Origin of the sequence: Citrifermentans bemidjiense Bem (assembly GCF_000020725.1) — a bacterium.
GTDB classification, from domain to species: Bacteria; Desulfobacterota; Desulfuromonadia; order Geobacterales; family Geobacteraceae; genus Geomonas; species Geomonas bemidjiensis.
On sequence record NC_011146.1, the window covers coordinates 3,679,278 to 3,696,235 of the forward strand.

Consider the following 16,958-nt stretch of genomic DNA (forward strand, 5'->3'; position numbering starts at 1 on the left):
GTCACCTCACTACCAGAACCAGGGAAAAGGCGGTCAGTATCATGGCCGCCACCAAAAGCTGCGGCACGCGGATCAGCCTCAGGCGCGCCATCACCGATTCCACCACGCCGATGGCGACGGCCAGAACCAGCATGGAGAGCGCGAAGAGGGCCCAGTCGACAAACGCGTTCCCCGAGGCGAAGGGGACGGCGATGTTCACGAAGAGAGCGCCCAGGAGATAGAGCTTCAAGGCGGCGCCGTAGAGGATGCAGCCGAAATAGGGACCGCTGTGGTCCAGCACCATCACCTCGTGGATCATGGTGAGTTCCAGGTGGGTGTTGGGGTCGTCGAACGGTATGCGGCAGTTCTCCGCCAAAAGGACCACGAAGAGCCCCGCGAGAAGCAGTATCAAAGAGGCGCCGGCGGCAACCCACACCGGAGAGGTGACGTGGTTCAGCATGGGGGTGAGGCTCATGGTCCCGGAGAGCCTGGTCAAAGTGATCAGGGCGAAGAAGAGCGCCGGTTCGGCGAGGCAGGAGAAGGTGACCTCGCGGGCCGCTCCCATCCCCTCGAAACTGGAGCCGGTATCGAGGGCGGCCACCGTGGTGAAGAAGCGCCCCAGGGCGAAGAGATAGGCGAAGAGGATCATGTCCCCCTCGAAGGAGACCGGTGCGGCGTGCTTGCCGAGCGGCACCAACAGCGCCGCGAAGAGGGTGGCCGCCAGGGTGACCGCCGGGCCGGCTTTGAAGATCCAGGTGGTGGTGTCGGAGATGACCACCCCCTTGCGCATCAGCCGCGACAGGTCGTAGTAGGGCTGCAGGAACGGAGCCCCCACCCTGCCGGCGAAGGCCGCCTTGGTCTTGCCGATCACCCCCAAAAGCAGCGGGGGCATGGCCAGAACCAGCACCATATGGAAGAGCGTGTCGATCATGTCGAGTCTCCTAAAGCTAATCTCAATTGCGCCTTTTCAATTCACAGCAGTTGCGCCCATCCGTTTGCGCCAACGTTCACCCGGAGAACTCCGGCAACGGCGGCACTTGGTCCCCCCTCCCCTTGCGGGAGGGGGTTAGGGGGTGGGGGTAGGTGCCACATTTGCGCTGTGGGCAACTTCACCCACCCCCCTGCCCCCTCCCGTTGTATGGACCGGGGTCAAGGTTTACAGTTGTTCGGGGACATGGTTTACACTTTTTGTTCTTTGAGATCGACTTCTGCGATTTTCTGGCTGCAGAAATAAACGCCATATTCGCCATCGCGTATGGTTGGCCGAAATGCCACCGGCTGCCCCCTGAGCGCCTTCGCGAGGCGCACACATCGGCCTTTGAATGACACCTTACCCTCGGCCTGGACCTTTCGGATCTCGTCGTCTGGGGCGTACTGAATCTCGGGCAGTATTTCTGAGTAAGTCCGCCGGCTAGGCTTATAACGCGTCATCGGAGTTTCCATACCTAGTGATTCGTGTGGGCGCTCCAAGTTGTAGCAATGCCTGAAGGTGTCGAATCTAAGCTGGCAGTCAGCTAGGTCTTCGAAGACTCTTCCAGCGATTGCTTCTGCAACCAGAGTTCTGTGAAACCGCTCGTCCTTACCCTGTGTTTGAGGATGATAGGGGCGAGAGTGGCTGACCCGTATCTCGTTTCTGATAAGCCAGACCGTTAATGGCGTAAGGTCGTTGTATTGATCGTTACCCCATGGGCTGCCATTGTCCATGGTCATTCGATATGGCAATCCATATTGCCTGAATGCCTCAATCAAAGCAGCTTTAACCGTTTCTGTTCGCTCATTGGCACAGGCTACAAGCACCACACTAAACCGGGAATGGTCATCCAGAACAGTCAACGGATGACAGCGACCATGATGCTTCATCGGAATACTGCCCTTGAAATCCATCTGCCATAGGTCGTTTGGGTATGGGTGCTCGAACCGTTGGAAAGCAGTATGTTTATCTGACTCAGCTGGATCAATGCAGCCGTTGCGGCGCAAGATTGCTGTTATGGTCGAAGGTACAGGCACCCCCTGATGCCCAAGTTTTTCAAGACGCTTACGTAGCTTACGTGCTCCCCAAGCCTGATGTTCTTCGCGAAGCTTGAGAATAGCATCTTCGGTCGCAGTGACCGTCTTATGTGGACAGGTCAGTGGCTTGCGAGATAAGTCAATTAGGCCTTCGACGCCGGTTTCAAGGAACCTGCTAATCCATTTGTAGCCGGTCGGACGGCTGATGTTAAAGCGTTTGCAAAGGAAGGCTATGTTGCTGCCTTCCTGCAACGCCAAATGAACGAACTCGAATCTCAGGGTCATAGTATCCACCGGTCGCCAAGGCATGGTCTCCCTCCTCCGAGGAAAGGTCATTCTTGGCAAAAGTGTTAACTATGTCCCCGAACATTTGTAAACCATGTCCCCAGTCTATACATCCGTCAAGGGAGGGGGAGAGCTGAAAACTGTCGTTAAGTTCCAGCTTGGCAACTGGACGCTCCACCTCTCTAATGCACCCACAACATCAGCAGCAACAGCGTGGCGAAGATGTAGAGGATGTAGACGTGCACCTCTCCGTGCTGCAGGCGCCGCACGAAGGCAAAGCCAACGCCTATGATGCTTATCGTCGGCAGCACGATGCGCTGCAGCACGGTCTCCTCGGGGGTGTAGCTCAGCTTAGTTGCAGCCGGCGCCACCCCGGCCACCTTGCCGGCGCTGATGCGCGAGCGGACCAGCGTCGAGGCGAGGGAGCCGAACAGGGCGCCGAAAGAGCTCCCGCTGTACTGCATGCTGGCGGCCGGGCGGATATAGCCGCATCCCCAGGTCGGTCCGGCGCCGGCGGGGACCGCCTTGGCCCTCCCCTTGAGGAAGAAAAACAGGGCAGCGGAGAGGACCAGCAGGCTTCCTCCGGCGACCGCGAACCACGCAGGCGCCACCGGAAGCGTTACGGCGTCCGCGCCGGGGCCTGCGAGTGCCGCGACTGCCGGGTTCACCAGCGCGAGGAAAAGCTGCGGAAAGAGCCCCCCGGTTAAGGCGAGCAGGGCAAGAAGCCCCATCGGGGCGAGCATGCTGAAGGGGGCCTCGTGGCTGCGGGCGGAGCCATCGGTGCGCGGGGCGCCCAAGAAGGCGATGCCGTAGAGCTTCACGAAGCTGATCACGGCGACGCCGCCGACAAGCGCCAGCACCGGCGCCCCCAGCGCAAGGTACGGCGCCCCCGCCTGGGCCTCCCCGAAGAAGCCTAAGTACAGGAGCATCTCGCTGGCAAAGCCGTTGAAGGGGGGAAGCCCGCAGATGGCGACGGCCCCGCAAAGCGAGAGGAAGGCGGTGCGGGGCATGCGCTTGGCGAGCCCCCCCATGCGGTCCAGTTCGCGAGTGCCGGCGGCATGGATCACGCTCCCCGCCGAAAAGAAGAGGAGCGGCTTGAAGATGGCGTGGTTCAGGACGTGGAACAGGGCGGCGGCGAGCCCCAGGTAGGCAAGCAGCCGGTTGCCGCTTACCGCGGCGAGGAGGTAGACGCCGATCCCGGTGCAGATGATGCCCAGGTTCTCGATGCTGCTGTAGGCCAAAAGCCGCTTGATGTCCTTTTGCGCCGAGGCGATGCAGATTCCCATCAAGGCAGAGGTGAGGCCGGCGGCGGTGAGAAGCGCGCCCCACCAGAAAGGGGGATGGGGGAAAAAGGAGATGACCCGCAAGAGGCCGTAGATGCCGACCTTCAGCATCACCCCGGAGAGAAGGGCGGAGACGTGGCTCGGGGCGTTGGCGTGGGCGGACGGGAGCCAGATGTGCAGCGGCATGAGCCCCGCCTTGGAACCGAAGCCGCCGAGTGCCGCGCAAAAAATAAGGGTCGAGAGCCCGGCAGTTAGCTGCAGCGAGCCGGCGGCGGGGAATTGGAAGGCGCCGGTGGAGAAAAAGAGCGTGGAGAAAAGGACCATCAGCGCCCCCGCCCCCAGGTGGCTCGCCACCAGGTACACCGTCCCCGCTCCCCTCACCTCCTCCTCGGCGTGTTCCGCCACCAGCAGGAAATAGCCGGAGACGGCCATCACCTCCCAGGCGATCAGGAAGAGCGCGCCGTTTCGGGCAACCACCACCAGCGCCATGGCGCAGGCCAAGAGCCCGTAGAAGAAGGTGACGCTCCGCTCCGAGGCGCGGCGCTCGGCTGCGGGCCAGTAACCAAGGGCATAGAGGGCGCCTGCCGGAAAGACAAGGAAGATGGGGATCAGGAAGAATGCAGAGAGAGGGTCTAGAGCGATTTCGCAGGGGCCGAAAGGGAGGTTCCAGTTGAGGGTGAAGCTTGATGTTTGTCGCCAGAAGAGCAGATAGACCAGCGACGGTAAAGCAATCAGCGACGAGAGTAGCGCGGCTGCCGCGGCCAATCGCTGTCCCAGCGGGCCATGCCTTAGCAACACACCGGGAAGGCCGGAACAGCCGGCAAGGGTTATGGCGCAGAGGACCAAGAGGGCGGGGTCCCGCAACATGTCAAAAAGCATAGCCAATCCTTTCGAAACGGATCGTCACGCCGCTCCCTTTGGGGAGCAGTATTCTCTCATCAAGTTTCAACCTCTCCCGCGCGGGCTGAGCCGGTCAGGAAAGGGGAGCGAAAAAGTTGCTGCGTGACTGCGGTGGTGGCACGGCGCGGAGTCCGCCGGTAGCGCCCCAAAGGGGGGTCCGAGTGGCTCAACATACTCCGTGAGAACAAATTTGTCAAAAAAAGATTTCTAATATTAAGAGGCTCCCGTAAAACAACACTATATGGCAATACGCCTCAAGTTACTTGTTTTCCTGCCGACAACAGTTATCATTAAAGGCAAAACGTCCCCCTCTTACGAACAGCGTTATACGGCTGGAGAAATTCCCGGCCGGATGTCAGTAAGTTTCCCGACCCCTTATGGAGGAGCAGCTGTGAAGAATCATGTTTGGCGCCCCCTCTACGTGGTGCTTGCGGTAGTGGCCCTGGTGCTTTTGGCCAGGAAGGTCCTGGTCCCGGCCGACTTCGGCATCGGGCCGCGCGGGTACATGTACGGCTGGCACCGCCCCAGCAACGAGCAGCAGTGGAAAGATGTCAAGGTGAAGTACCGGACCGCCGTCTACTGCATGGAGTGCCACCGGGACAAGTACGACGAGATGAAAGAGTCCCCGCACCGCAACATCAACTGCGAGAACTGCCACGGCGCCGCCGGAAACCACCCGGACGATCCCCGCTACCTCACCATCGACCGCAGCCGCGAGCTCTGCGCCCGCTGCCACACCCGCCTCCCCTACCCCACCAGCAGCCGCGGCGTCATGAAGGGGGTCGATCCGAAGACGCACCACGTAGGCCTTGACTGCGTCACCTGCCATTGGCCGCACGACCCGAGGAAGGAGGGGCACCAGAGATGATCGACAGAAGAACTTTTTGCAAGAACACGCTGCTCATCGCCGGGGGCCTCGCGCTCCCGCTCTCGGCGCTGGAACTCTTCGACCCGAAGCGGCTTTTGGCCGAGAAGGACCAAAAAGGGGCGCGCTGGGTGTTCCTGGTGGACACCCGCAAATGCGTCGGCTGCGGTTTCTGCGTCAAGGGGTGCAAGGTGGAGAACGAGGTTCCCTATGACGCCAACGTGACCCGCACCTGGGTCGAGCGCTACCTGGTCACCAGCGACAGCAAGACCCACATCGACTCCCCCAAGGGGGCGCGCGACGGCTTCCCAAGGAAGGAGGTCGAGATAGGGCACGGAAAGCTGGAGGAGGTCCGCGACGAGGATCTCGAGAAGGCGTTCTTCGTCCCCAAGCTCTGCAACCAGTGCGACAATCCCCCCTGCGTCCAGGTCTGCCCGGTGGGGGCGACCTACCAAACCGAGGACGGTGTGGTGCTGGTGGACCGTAGCTGGTGCATCGGCTGCGGCTACTGCATCATGGGGTGCCCATACGGGGTCCGCTTCTTCCACCCGGTGTACCACGTGGCCGACAAGTGCAACTTCTGCTACCACCGGATCAGCAAGGGGATGCAGACCGCCTGCGTGGACAGCTGCGCTTTCGGGGCCAGGCGCATCGGGAACCTCAGGGACCCCGAGGACCCGGTCACCAAGGTGATCATGACCGAGCGGGTCAACGTCCTCAAAGAGGAGTACGGCACCAAGCCGCAGGTCTTCTACCTGGGGCTTTCCAAGGAGGTGAAGTAGCCATGATGGTGCACGGAGAAGCCTGGACCCTCAAAGAATTCTTCACCTACCCCAACGAGTACATCTACTGGACCATCCAGATCGTGATGTATCCCTTCATGACCGGCCTCGTGGCCGGGGCCTTCGTGCTCTCCTCGCTGTACCACGTCTTCGGCGTGAAACAGCTGAAAGGGATCGCGCGCTTTTCGCTGGTCTTTTCCTTCGCGCTGCTGCCGGTCGCCATGCTACCGCTCATGCTGCACCTGCAGCAGCCGCTAAGGGGTATCGAGGTGATGCTGACGCCTCATTTCACCTCGGCCATCGCCGCCTTCGGCATCGTCTTCACCACCTACGGCATGATCGTCGCCTCCGAGCTCTGGTTCGTCTACCGCAAGCACTTCGTCGAAACAGCGCTGGCCTTGAAGGCTAAAGAGCGGCGCGGCGCGGGCGAGCAGTTCGCCTGTCTCCTTTTCTCCGCGCTCACCATGGGCGCCTACGACGTGAGCCACGAGGCGCTGGAGGCGGACGAGCGGGCGGTGAAGAAGCTTGCCGCCGCCGGGATTCCCGTCGCCTGCTTCCTGCACGGCTACGCCGGATTCATCTTCGGCTCGGTGAAGGCGAACGCCCTTTGGATGACGCCGCTCATGCCGGTCATCTTCATCTGCTCCGCGGTGGTTTCGGGGATTGCGCTCTGCATCCTGACCTACATCGTCACCATGGAGATCAGGAAGGCGCTGGCGGCCAGGCGTCCCGAACTCCCCAGCAAGGAGGAGCTGAAGAGCGCCGAGAGTCAGGTAGTGGTGATGACCTCGCGCTACCTGCTCATGTTCATGGTCGCAGCCATCACGCTGGAGCTGCTCGACTTGGTCTTCAGGGGGTACACGGCTGTGAAATCATGGGACATCCTGAGAAGCGTCATCTACGAGCGGGATTTCGTGAACATCTTCGTGGTGCAGTACGGGCTGGGGAACCTGGTCCCACTGGTGCTGTTCCTCGTCCCGGGGCTCACCATCCGGCGCGCCATCCTGGGGACGGCGCTGGTGCTACTCGGGGTTTTCATGATGCGCTGGAACGTGGTCATCGGCGGCCAGGCCTTCTCCTCGTCCTTCTCGGGCTTCATGCACTACACCCTGCCCATCTGGCCCGACAGCATGGAAACCTTCAAGGAAGGGCTAGGCGGCGCACTCTTGGTGGCCGTGGTCCCCTTCTGCCTGTTCTGGATCCTGAACAAGGTGATGCCCGTCTTCAAGGAGACGCACTAATTGGAGAAGAGTCCCCCCCTCCCGCAAGGGGAGGGGAACCTGGAGCGGCTCTCCCTGATATTTTCCGATGAACCTTTGCGAAGGGGGGACAGGGGGGATTCCCCTCACTCCTAGCGGCTGGTGAGCGCCAGAAGCACCACGAGGGTGATGAAGGTGTAGAAAATGTAGATGTTCAGCTTGCCGTGCTGCAGCCTGCGGACCGGCAGCGCCTTTTCGAACAGGTATTCCAGGAAGGGGAGATAGATCCGCTCCAGCACGGTCTCAGGGACGTGGCTTGCAAACCGGGCCCGCTCGGGAAAGAGCCCCGTCACCTCCTCCCGGTGCACCTCGGGGCGCAGCACGATCTTGAACCAGCTCACCAAGGTCGCGCCGAAGGAGCTCGCGGTGTATTGCATGGCGCTCGTGGGTCTCAGGTAGCCGCAGCCCCAGGTGGGGCCTGAGCCGACCGGGAGCCTCGTTGCGCGCCGCTGCAGCAGATACGCCGCCAGCAGCGCGGCCGTGATAAGCCCTGCGGCCAGCGCCGAGACCCAGGTAAACGGGACCAGGTTCTCGATCCATTCCCCGGAGAGGGAGGAGCGGTAGACCGAGAGCGCGTTGTTGAGCGGCTTGGCTAAAAGTCCCGGCGCGACCCCTATCAAGGTGCAGCAAAGAGCCAACACCCCCATCGGCGCCAACATCCCCCCGGGCGCCTCGTGTCCCCCCGCATGCTCTTCGGAGCGGGGCGCCCCCAGAAAAGCAATCCCGAACACCTTGACGAAGCAGGCCACGGCCAGCCCCCCCACCAGCGCCAGCACGGGGGCGGTAAGCGCAGGGAACATCCCCGACAGCCCCCCCGTGGAACTGATGGCGGTAAAGGAGCCCAGGTAGATCATCAGCTCGCTCACGAAGCCGTTCAACGGGGGGAGCCCGCAGATGGCGACGGCGCCTGCCAGGAAGAAGAGCGCGGTGTACGGGAGGCGGCGCGCCACCCCGCCCATGAGGTCGATTTCCCTGGTGCCGGTGGCGTGGATGACCGAACCGGCGGAAAGAAAGAGCAGCGCCTTGAAAAGAGCGTGGTTCACCACGTGCAGCAGCGCCCCCGCCACCCCCAGCGCCGTCAGCGCCGGGTTCCCCTGACTCTCCCCTATGAGCGCGATGCCGATCCCCATCATGATGATGCCGATGTTCTCGATGCTGTGATAGGCCAGGAGCCTCTTGATGTCGTGCTGCGCTATGGCGAAGGCCACCCCGAGGACGCCGGAGACAAGCCCCAGGACCAGCACGGTCCCCCCCCACCAAAGGGGGGGATCGGAAAAGGCGGAAAAGACGCGCATCATGCCGTAAATGCCGGTCTTCAAGACGATGCCGGAGAGGATGGCGGAGATGTGGCTGGGGGCGTTCGCGTGCGCCGAAGGGAGCCAGATGTGCAGCGGCATGCAGCCGGCCTTCAGGCCGAACCCCAGGATGGCGGTGAGAAAGATGGCGGCGGCGGGCCCCGTCTGCGCCGAAAGCGTGCCGGCCGCGGGGAAAAGCCATTCCCCGGTTTCCCCCTTGAGCAGCGAGAACATGGCGAAGAGCGCCAGCGCGCCCAGGTGCGCCGTGATGAGGTAGAGGGTCCCCGCCTCCCGCACCTGGGGCTTTTCATCCTCGGTGGTGAGGGCGAAGTAGGCCGCGAAGGCCATCACCTCCCAGGCGAGCAGGAAGAGAATCGTGCTCTTCGCGATCAACAGCGTGGTGAGGGACGCCGCCAAAAGCCCCAGGAAAAAAGTGAGCTTGCCGCAGTTGCCGGCATGAAGAGCGGCGGGCCAATAGGCTACGCCGTAGAGCGCCGCGCAGCCGGTCACGATGAACATCGGAAGCAGGAAGAACCCGGAAAGGGGGTCCACCCCTGCCTCGAAGGGGCCGAAGGGGAGGCCGGAAGCGATGGTGACTGTGGCGATGGAGGGGGAAAGAAGAGCTATCAGGGCGCCGGAGAGGCCGGCCAGGGAAGCTGCGGCGAGAAGTGCTGCGGATAGGCGCTGTGCTTGGGCTGAGCCGCGCCGGAAAAGAAGGGGGAGGCCGGAGAGCGCCTGGCAGGCGACGGCGAGCAACAACAGGTAGATACAGGTCGCAGGCTCGCCGGAAAAGATCATGATCAGCTCCTTTTGCCGCGCTCGAAGCGCCGGGCGGCTTCCAGAATGGCCGCGGGGTCGCAGGCGTGGTTCAAAGTCGCCCTGAATTCGGCATCGTGCAGGGCGTAGGCTAGCCGCGACAAAAGGTGCAGGTGCACCTTCACGGTCGGACTGGTCAGCATGAAGAGAATCCTGACCGGCTCGCCGTCGAGAGCGCCGAAATCCACGGCATGCTCCAGGAAACAGAGCGAGATGGCGGGGACCGGCTTGTCCTGCAAGAGGATCGGGTTGCGGACGTGGGGGATGGCGATCCCGTCCCCGATGGCGGTGGTCCCCAAGGCCTCGCGCGCCAGAAGCACCTGGAGCAGGAACTCCGGGTCCATCCTGGGAGGGAGCTTCATCAGGCTCACCACGTTTCTCAGCACGGAAAGCTTTTCGTCCCCGGGAACCCCGCAGTGCACCCCGCCCGCCTCCAGTGCCTGGCTCAGGGTCGGCAACACGACATCCGCCTGCGCCGCCTCGAACAGTTCGGGCGGTACCTTGATGCTGTGGTCGGTCGCCCATTCCAGGAGATCGACGCGGTTGATCCGGTAACTCCCCTGCACCATGGTGGCCGGCAGCTTTTCCTTCTTGATCCACTTGGCCACCACGCTCTCGTCCACCTTGAGCAGCGTGGCCACTTCCGACGCCTTCATCAACATCTGTCACTCCACGTGTAGGGGCTGGGAAAAATTTATAACACCCTTAGCGGCAAGACACAAGGTCGTTAATGTAGAAAAGCGCCTGTGTTACTGGCGGGTTGCCGGATCGCTCGTCTAATAAAAAGGGGACAGGCTACTTTTTTATTAGAAAAGTAGCCTGTCCCCTTCCATAAAAAAAGCCCCCGGATCGCTCCGGGGGCTTTTTTGGCTTTTCTGCCAAGATGCTAGTGCTTCGCGTGCTGCTCGCCGCCGGGGACGTCCTCCCCGCCGGCTGCATGGCAGTCGCTGCAGTTGGCCTTGAAGAGCTCGTCGCCGATGTCGACCGGGTGCACGAACTCCTTCACCTGCTTGCCGGCCGGGATGTTCTCCTGCTTCTGGCTCAGCACCGTATGGCACATGTTGCAGTCCTTGGAGATGACCTTGCCCGCCGCGGTCTTGTGTTTGCCGTCATGGCAGCGGAAGCAGCCCGGGGTGTAGAAGTGCCCGATATGGTTCGGATAGGTGTTCCAGGAGACCTTCATGCTCGGGAAGAAGTTCCTGTTGTAGATGTCCTGAACCACGACGACCGCGTGGTCGATCTCCTTCTGCTTGCCCTTGGAGACCGCCGGATAGTTCTTGGCATAGTACTCCGGCAGCTCCTTCGCGATGGTGGCCTTGGCCTCTTCCTTTTTGGCGTAAGGCCTGGTGAGGATCTCCACCGCGACCTTCTTCAGGTACGGCAGGCTCCCGTCGATCCTTCTGGCCGCGAAAGCCTCGTCCATCTCGATGCCGGGGGCGCGGTAGATGTGGGCCGGGCGGTTGTGGCAATCGAGGCAGTCCATGACGCGTTTCTGGGACTTGGCCACCTCTTCCTTGCTCAGGGGCTTTTCGCTATCCATGTACTCGGTGATCGTGCCGTCCTTCTCCTTGACCGCGATGTACGGGATGTTCAGGCGCTGCCTGTCGGTGGCGATGTAGGTAACCTCCTGGCCGATGTGCCAGTGGATTCCCTTGGCATGCTCGCTCTTGGGCGTACCGCCGATGTTGATCAGCATGTTGATCTCGCGCGGGGAGTTCTCCTCGTTGGGCGCGTAGTGGTAGAACACCTTCTGGCGGCCGGCGTAGAACTTCTCGGGCCAGTGGCAGTGCTCGCAGGTGTCGCGAGCCGGGCGGAGGTTGTCGATCGGGGTGCCGATGGTTTCCGGGTAGGTCTTGAAGAGGACCGCATAGAGCTGCCTCATGCCGGAGATCTTAGCCTTGACGTACCAGGCAGCACCGGGGCCTACGTGGCACTCTACGCATTTAACCTTGGCGTGCGGGGAGTTGCTCCAGGCGACGTGCTCGGGCTCCATGACCACGTGGCAAAGCTCGCCGCAGAAGGTGGTCGATTCGGTGAACTCGTACCCTTTGAGCGAGGCGACCGAGACGATGAGCACGAAGATGATGCTGGCGATTACGAAGAAGAGGAACATGTGCCGCTTGTGCGGCTCGTTGAAATCGACCGTGGGGAAGGGGTGGATCTCCGCCTCTGGGTGCCTGCGCCTCTTCTCCCGCACCAGGTAGGCGCCGAGCGGAACCAGGATAAGGCCCACGATGAGCATCCCCGGGAAGAGGAAGTAGGTCATCAGTCCGAGGTAAGGTTTCTCCACGCCGGTGATCCCCTCGTACGAGAGGAAACCGATGATGAGACCGGTCGCGGTGACGGCCAGTATCATGCCAACCAAGCTGATCAAGTTCCAGGCGTAGCCGGCATATTTCTTTAGTGCCATGTTCTCTTCTCCTTGCCGTTTCTTATGGTGTCAGCCATTTAGCGAAAAAGTGCCGTGATATGGCGTAACGATAATAGCGGAGCACATTACACGCGGATATGATCTTTGTCAAAAAAAAGAAATTTAATATATAAAACAATTGTCTGCTGAAAAACCACAATGTTTACTAGGGAATGGCGTATATGTACGAGAACAGTGCTGGTTTGCATAAACAGCGTTATATTACTGTAGAAACAGTGGCGGCACGACTATTTCGGGCTGACAAGGGTGAGGTACCCGCAAAATGACGCGGTATTCGCCCCGCGTAAGCCGGGCTACTCGTAGCCGAACTCCTTAAGCATGCGGCTATTGTCGCTCCACTCGCCGCTAACCCGCACGAAGAGCTCAAGGAACACCTTGGTGTCGAGCAGACGCTCGATCTCCTGCCTGGACTGGGTGCCGATTCGTTTCAGCATTTCGCCTTTCTTGCCGATGATGATCCCCTTTTGCGAGTCCCGCTCCACGTTGATGGTGGCGGAGATGGCGACCACGCCGTTTTCACGCTCCTTGAAGCTGTCCACCACTACGGCGGTGGAATAGGGGACCTCGTCGTGGGTGAGCCGGAAGATCTTCTCGCGCACGATCTCGGCGACGATGAAGCGCTCCGGGACGTCGGTCAGGATGTCGTCCGGAAAATAGCAGGGTCCCTCCGGGAGCAGGCCGTGCACCAGTTGCACCAGCTGCTCCACTCCGTCTCCGGTACCAGCGGAAACCGGGATAATCTCCTTGAAAGGATAGGTATCGCCGTAGCAGGACATCCGCTCCAGCAGCTCCCCCTTGGGGACGAGGTCGATCTTGTTCATGACCAGGATCACCGGGGCGTCGACCCCCGAGAGCACCTCCTTGATCATGCCCGCTTCCTTTTCCGGATCTACGGCGCCGTCCACGAGGAACAGGATCAGGTCCACCCCCTGCACCGAGGAGAGGGCCTCGTCGACCATGAACTTGTTCAGGCGGCTTTTGGCGCGATGGATGCCCGGGGTGTCGATGAAGACGATCTGCCCCCCGGCACGTTGTGGATCCCCTTGATGCGGTTCCTGGTGGTCTGCGGTTTGTCCGAGGTGATCATCAGCTTTTCACCCAGGATCCGGTTTAAAAGTGTGGATTTACCTACATTGGGACGCCCCACGATGGAGACGAACCCGGAACGGAACTTCTTTTCTGACATTTCCATGCCTCCTGGCTCTATTGCAACTATTCGAAGCGGTACAAGATACGGGAAAAGGTGCTGGAAGGAAAGCGTTCTTTGCACGGCAGGTCTGGGTTCAGACACAAGGGGAGAGTATACGAAGAAAAAAGGGGACAGGCTACTTTTTCAAATCAAAAAGTAGCCTGTCCCCCTTTTTCTCTTTTGTGTCACAAGCCCGCACTCATGGCCCCGCCGTCCCACTCCACCGATACTGTGTGCGGCGCAAGGGAAGGGTCCTCGCGCACGGCGACGACATCTGTCTGGAACAGGCGCCGTATCCGGGAAAGGTTCTCCCGTTTCTGCCCCACCAGGTCCGATGTCTTCCCCTTAGGCACCACGAAGCTGACCCGGCTACCGCGGGGAAGGGCCGACAGTAGCCGGCTCATCTGGTCGAAGCAGAGCTCGCTTTCCACCAGCTGGCGAAACGCCGGGTGATAAGGGCCGGCCAGAACCACTCCCGGCGCCTCCAGTTCGGCCGTAGGCTGCAGTCCCATGCGTATTACCGGGATACTCTCCCGGTTCGCCGCCACGAGCATCTCCTTGCAGAGGCTGACGGCATCCTGCAGGGAGAGGGGGTGATAGCTTCCGGCTTCGTACATGCGGGAAAGCTCGGTCCCGGAGATGACCAGCGTGGGATAGATGCGCAAAAAGGAGGGGGAAAGCGCCAGCACGCGTGAGAGGGAATTCAGCGAGCGGGCGGGGGAGTCACCGGGGAGCCCGGGCATGAGCTGGATGCCGACCTCGATGTCCGCTTCCTTAAGTGCTGCCACCGCGGATTCGACGCTAGCTGCATCATGGCCGCGCCCGGAGAGCCTCAGCACCTCGGCGTCCATGGACTGCACCCCCAGTTCGACAGTAGCGACGCCGAAGCTTTTCAAAAAGGAGGCGGTATCGGCATCTACCGAGTCGGGCCGGGTGGAGACCCGCAACGACTTCAGCGCGCCTTGAGCCAGAAGCGGCTGCAGCGGGGAGAGGAGCCGCTCCTGGTCGGCGCGGGGAAGGGCGGTAAAGGTCCCGCCGTAGAAGGCGGCCTCCAGGTCCCTGCCGCGCGCCTTTTCCGCGTACTGCGCGACCCGCGCCAAGAGTTCGGCCGGCGCCGGAAGCCCACCCGAGGCGCCCGCCACCTTTTCCTGGTCGCAGAAGACGCAGCGGTGCGGACAGCCCAGGTGCGGGATGAAGAAGGGGACGACGCTCACCCCTCCCCCTTCAAAAGTAGAAAGGCTGCGCGGGCGGCATCCTGCTCCGCCTCCTTCTTGGTCCTCCCTACCCCCTCACCCATCAGCTCCTCGCCAAGGTAGACCTCGACGGTAAAGCGCTTGTCGTGGTCCGGGCCGGTGACCTGTTTCAACTGGTAACGGGGGAGCTCCCCCTTGAAGAGTCTCGCTGTTTCCTGCAGCTCGGTCTTTGCGTCGCGTCCGGAGAGGAGGTCGCGGCTGGACAATAGCGGCGCGAAAAGCGCCTCGACCACCCGGCGCGCCGGGTCCAGGCCGCCGTCGAGATAGAGCGCGGCCAAAAGCGCCTCGAAGGCATCGGCCAGAAGCGAGCGTTTCTGCCTCCCTCCCCCTTTCTCTTCGCCGCGCCCGAGACGCAGCGCCTGCCCGAGGTCGAGCTCCGAAGCGATCTTCCCCAGGCTCGCCTCATCCACCAGCGCCGCCCGAATCCTTGTCAACTCCCCTTCCCGGCTGTCGGGGAAACGCACCAGCAGCATGTCGGAGAGCAAAAAGTCGAGCACGGCGTCGCCGAAGAACTCGAGGCGCTGGTTGTCCCTTCCCCCCGCCTCGTTGACGTAGGTACGATGGGTCAGCGCCTCTACCAAAAGACCGCGGTCGCTGAACCGGTAGCCTAGGCGCCCCTCGATCCCCTCCAGGGGGTCATGCAGCATGTCGCTCATAATGAAAACCTGCTCTCCTGAGTTTAATGTGCGTAACTATAAGGCAAAGGGTTAAAGCAGGCAATAGCCATCTCCGGCGCACCCCGCGCCCCGTTGCTGCCGGGGGCCGTACCAAGGCACTAGCCACGCGGGTTTGCGGCCATTTAAGTCTTGCATATTCATCCCCCCTCCCATATAATTCAGTGATTTTATAAGGATCATGAGACAAGAGCTATGGGCTTTTTCATTACATTTGAAGGTATAGAAGGGTGCGGCAAGACCACCCAGCTGAGGCTTTTGAAGGAGCGTCTGGAAGCTGCGGGCGAGAAGGTGACCGTGACCCGGGAGCCTGGAGGGTGCCCGGTCGCCGACCAGATGCGCGCCATCCTGCTGGATGCCAAAAACAGCGCCATCACCCCTTTGGCTGAACTCCTTTTGTACGCGGCGGCCCGGGCGCAGCACGTGCAGGAAGTCATCGTCCCAGCGCTTGAGCGTGGCGAGACGGTCCTTTGCGACCGCTTTACCGACGCGACCGTCGCCTACCAGGGGCACGGCAGGGGTCTCGACCTCACCGTCATCGAAGAACTCAACACCCTTGCCACCGGGAGGGTGCAGCCGGCGCTCACCGTGCTCATCGACTGCCCGGTGGAAGTGGGACTTTCCCGCGCCCTGGCCCGGATCGAGGCGACCAGCGGGGCGAAGGAAGAACGTTTCGAGCGCGAGTCCCTGCTCTTCCACCAAAAGGTACGCAACGGCTACCTGACGCTGGCGGCCGCTTTCCCGGAACGCTTCGTGGTTGTCGACGGCTCGGGAGACGTGCGGCAGACCGGGCTCCTCGTCGCAGAGGCCCTTCGCCAGAGGATGCAGAGCCTTGGCAAGGCCGGACTCGCAGCAGTCAAGGCAGGGTGCTAGATGCCTTTTTCCGAGGTACTCGGCCAGGACTTGGCCGTATCCGTGCTCAGGCGCTCCATCGCCATGAACCGCGTTTCCCACGCCTACCTCTTCTCCGGAATCGAGGGGTGCGGGAAGAAAAAGACCGCCCTGGCCTTCGTGCAGGCGGTCTTCTGCGGCCGCGACGAAGCCTGCGGCGTCTGCTCCTCCTGCCGCAAGATCGCCTCGGGGCAGCACCCGGACCTGCACATCCTGGAGCCCGACGGCGCGTTCATCAAGATCGACCAGGTGCGTGAGCTGCAAAAAGAGCTATCCTACCGCCCCTTCGAGGCTCCCAAGAAGGCGTGCATCATCGACGGGGCCGACAAGTTCAACCTCGCCTCAGGCAACGCGCTCCTGAAGACGCTGGAGGAACCGCCGGGGAACGCCCTGATGATCCTGATCGCCACGGAGCGCTCGACTGTGCTGCAGACCATCCTGTCGCGCTGCCAGGCGCTCACCTTTCAGCCGCTTCCGGCCGCGCTCATCGAGGAGCGGCTGGTGAGGGAGCAGTTCCCGGCGGAGGCGGCGCGGGTGGCCGCCACCCTTTGCGGGGGGAGTCTCAGAAGGGGAATCGAGATCGCCACCGACGGCGTGCTCGAAGGTAGGGTGAGGTTCCTGGAGCGGGTGCTCGCCCTGGAGCTTAAAGATATTGCCAAGCTTTTCGCCGCGGCCGAGGAGTTCGCGGCCGACAAAGAAGGGCTCCCTGGGCTTTTGGAGCTGCTGCTCTCGTTTTTGAGGGACGTGCTGATCTACCGCTCAGCCCCGGAGGCCTTGGCCAACGCGGACCTGGCGCAACTGGTGGAGCGGGAGGCGTCCCGCTGCCGCGAGGGACGGGTGATGGAGCTGATCGAGCAGTTGGCGGCAATGCGCCGGATGCTCGCCCGCAACGTGAACGCGCGGCTCGCCCTGGAAGTTTTCTTCATGAAGCTTGCGACGCGCTAGGGCCGCGAGAGCTTCAGCTCCCGGGCGGGATTAAGATAGCAGTAGAAGCGCCTGATGCCGGCTTGGCCGGCGGGCAATGCAGCACCCAGACACAGCAAACGACA

General features: G+C 61.8%; 13 protein-coding genes and 1 pseudogene. 5 read left to right on the forward strand and 9 right to left on the reverse strand.

Going from position 1 to position 16,958, the window contains the following annotated elements; all coding sequences use genetic code 11:
• Position 1: 1 nt before the first annotated feature.
• From GBEM_RS15935 to GBEM_RS15945, 3 genes are all read right to left on the reverse strand, one after another.
• Positions 2–910, reverse strand: coding sequence for a respiratory chain complex I subunit 1 family protein (locus tag GBEM_RS15935; RefSeq protein ID WP_012531624.1), 909 nt, complete (start codon positions 908–910; stop codon positions 2–4).
• A gap of 248 nt (positions 911–1,158) precedes the next feature.
• Entirely contained in the window at positions 1,159–2,295 is a 1,137-nt protein-coding gene (locus GBEM_RS15940; protein WP_012528777.1) for an IS481-like element ISGebe1 family transposase, read from the reverse strand.
• Positions 2,296–2,453: 158 nt separating this feature from the next.
• A complete protein-coding gene (locus GBEM_RS15945) occupies positions 2,454–4,433 on the reverse strand; it encodes a proton-conducting transporter transmembrane domain-containing protein (protein ID WP_012531625.1) in 1,980 nt (659 codons plus the stop codon).
• 412 nt (positions 4,434–4,845) lie between these two features.
• Between GBEM_RS15945 and GBEM_RS15950 the strand changes: the two genes are divergently transcribed.
• The 3 genes from GBEM_RS15950 to nrfD are packed head-to-tail and all read left to right on the forward strand — an operon-like array spanning position 4,846 to position 7,342.
• Complete coding sequence (locus GBEM_RS15950) at positions 4,846–5,322, forward strand: cytochrome c3 family protein (RefSeq protein ID WP_012531626.1); 477 nt, start codon at positions 4,846–4,848, stop codon at positions 5,320–5,322.
• Positions 5,319–6,101 (forward strand): 4Fe-4S dicluster domain-containing protein, encoded by a 783-nt coding sequence (locus GBEM_RS15955; RefSeq protein ID WP_012531627.1) that lies wholly within the window; start codon positions 5,319–5,321, stop codon positions 6,099–6,101. Before GBEM_RS15950 ends, GBEM_RS15955 begins: the two co-directional genes overlap by 4 nt.
• A gap of 5 nt (positions 6,102–6,106) precedes the next feature.
• Positions 6,107–7,342, forward strand: a complete 1,236-nt coding sequence (gene nrfD, locus GBEM_RS15960) for an NrfD/PsrC family molybdoenzyme membrane anchor subunit (protein ID WP_041263354.1) — start codon at positions 6,107–6,109, stop codon at positions 7,340–7,342.
• A gap of 110 nt (positions 7,343–7,452) precedes the next feature.
• Here nrfD and GBEM_RS15965 read toward each other — a convergent pair whose 3' ends face one another.
• From GBEM_RS15965 to rnc, 6 genes and pseudogenes are all read right to left on the reverse strand, one after another.
• Positions 7,453–9,453: a proton-conducting transporter transmembrane domain-containing protein gene (locus tag GBEM_RS15965; RefSeq protein ID WP_012531629.1), complete on the reverse strand. Its 2,001-nt coding sequence runs from the start codon at positions 9,451–9,453 to the stop codon at positions 7,453–7,455.
• Between the two features lie 2 nt (positions 9,454–9,455).
• Positions 9,456–10,133, reverse strand: a complete 678-nt coding sequence (locus tag GBEM_RS15970) for a PTS sugar transporter subunit IIA (RefSeq protein WP_012531630.1) — start codon at positions 10,131–10,133, stop codon at positions 9,456–9,458.
• 224 nt (positions 10,134–10,357) lie between these two features.
• Entirely contained in the window at positions 10,358–11,881 is a 1,524-nt protein-coding gene (locus GBEM_RS15975) for a NapC/NirT family cytochrome c (protein ID WP_012531631.1), read from the reverse strand.
• A gap of 314 nt (positions 11,882–12,195) precedes the next feature.
• Positions 12,196–13,088: pseudogene (gene era / locus GBEM_RS15980) on the reverse strand (GTPase Era).
• A gap of 188 nt (positions 13,089–13,276) precedes the next feature.
• Positions 13,277–14,305 carry an elongator complex protein 3 gene (locus tag GBEM_RS15985; RefSeq protein WP_012531633.1) on the reverse strand — a complete coding sequence of 343 codons (1,029 nt, stop codon included), beginning with the start codon at positions 14,303–14,305 and terminating at the stop codon, positions 13,277–13,279.
• Positions 14,302–15,000: a ribonuclease III gene (gene rnc / locus GBEM_RS15990; protein ID WP_012531634.1), complete on the reverse strand. Its 699-nt coding sequence runs from the start codon at positions 14,998–15,000 to the stop codon at positions 14,302–14,304. The genes GBEM_RS15985 and rnc overlap by 4 nt, the downstream gene beginning before the upstream one ends.
• A 213-nt stretch (positions 15,001–15,213) precedes the next feature.
• On the opposite strand from rnc, the gene tmk reads away from it, so the two are divergent.
• Both tmk and holB read left to right on the forward strand, forming a co-directional pair.
• On the forward strand, positions 15,214–15,891 hold the full coding sequence (tmk, locus tag GBEM_RS15995) for a dTMP kinase (protein WP_012531635.1): 678 nt from the start codon (positions 15,214–15,216) through the stop codon (positions 15,889–15,891).
• Positions 15,892–16,854 carry a DNA polymerase III subunit delta' gene (gene holB / locus GBEM_RS16000; RefSeq protein ID WP_012531636.1) on the forward strand — a complete coding sequence of 321 codons (963 nt, stop codon included), beginning with the start codon at positions 15,892–15,894 and terminating at the stop codon, positions 16,852–16,854.
• Positions 16,855–16,958 lie beyond the last annotated feature (104 nt).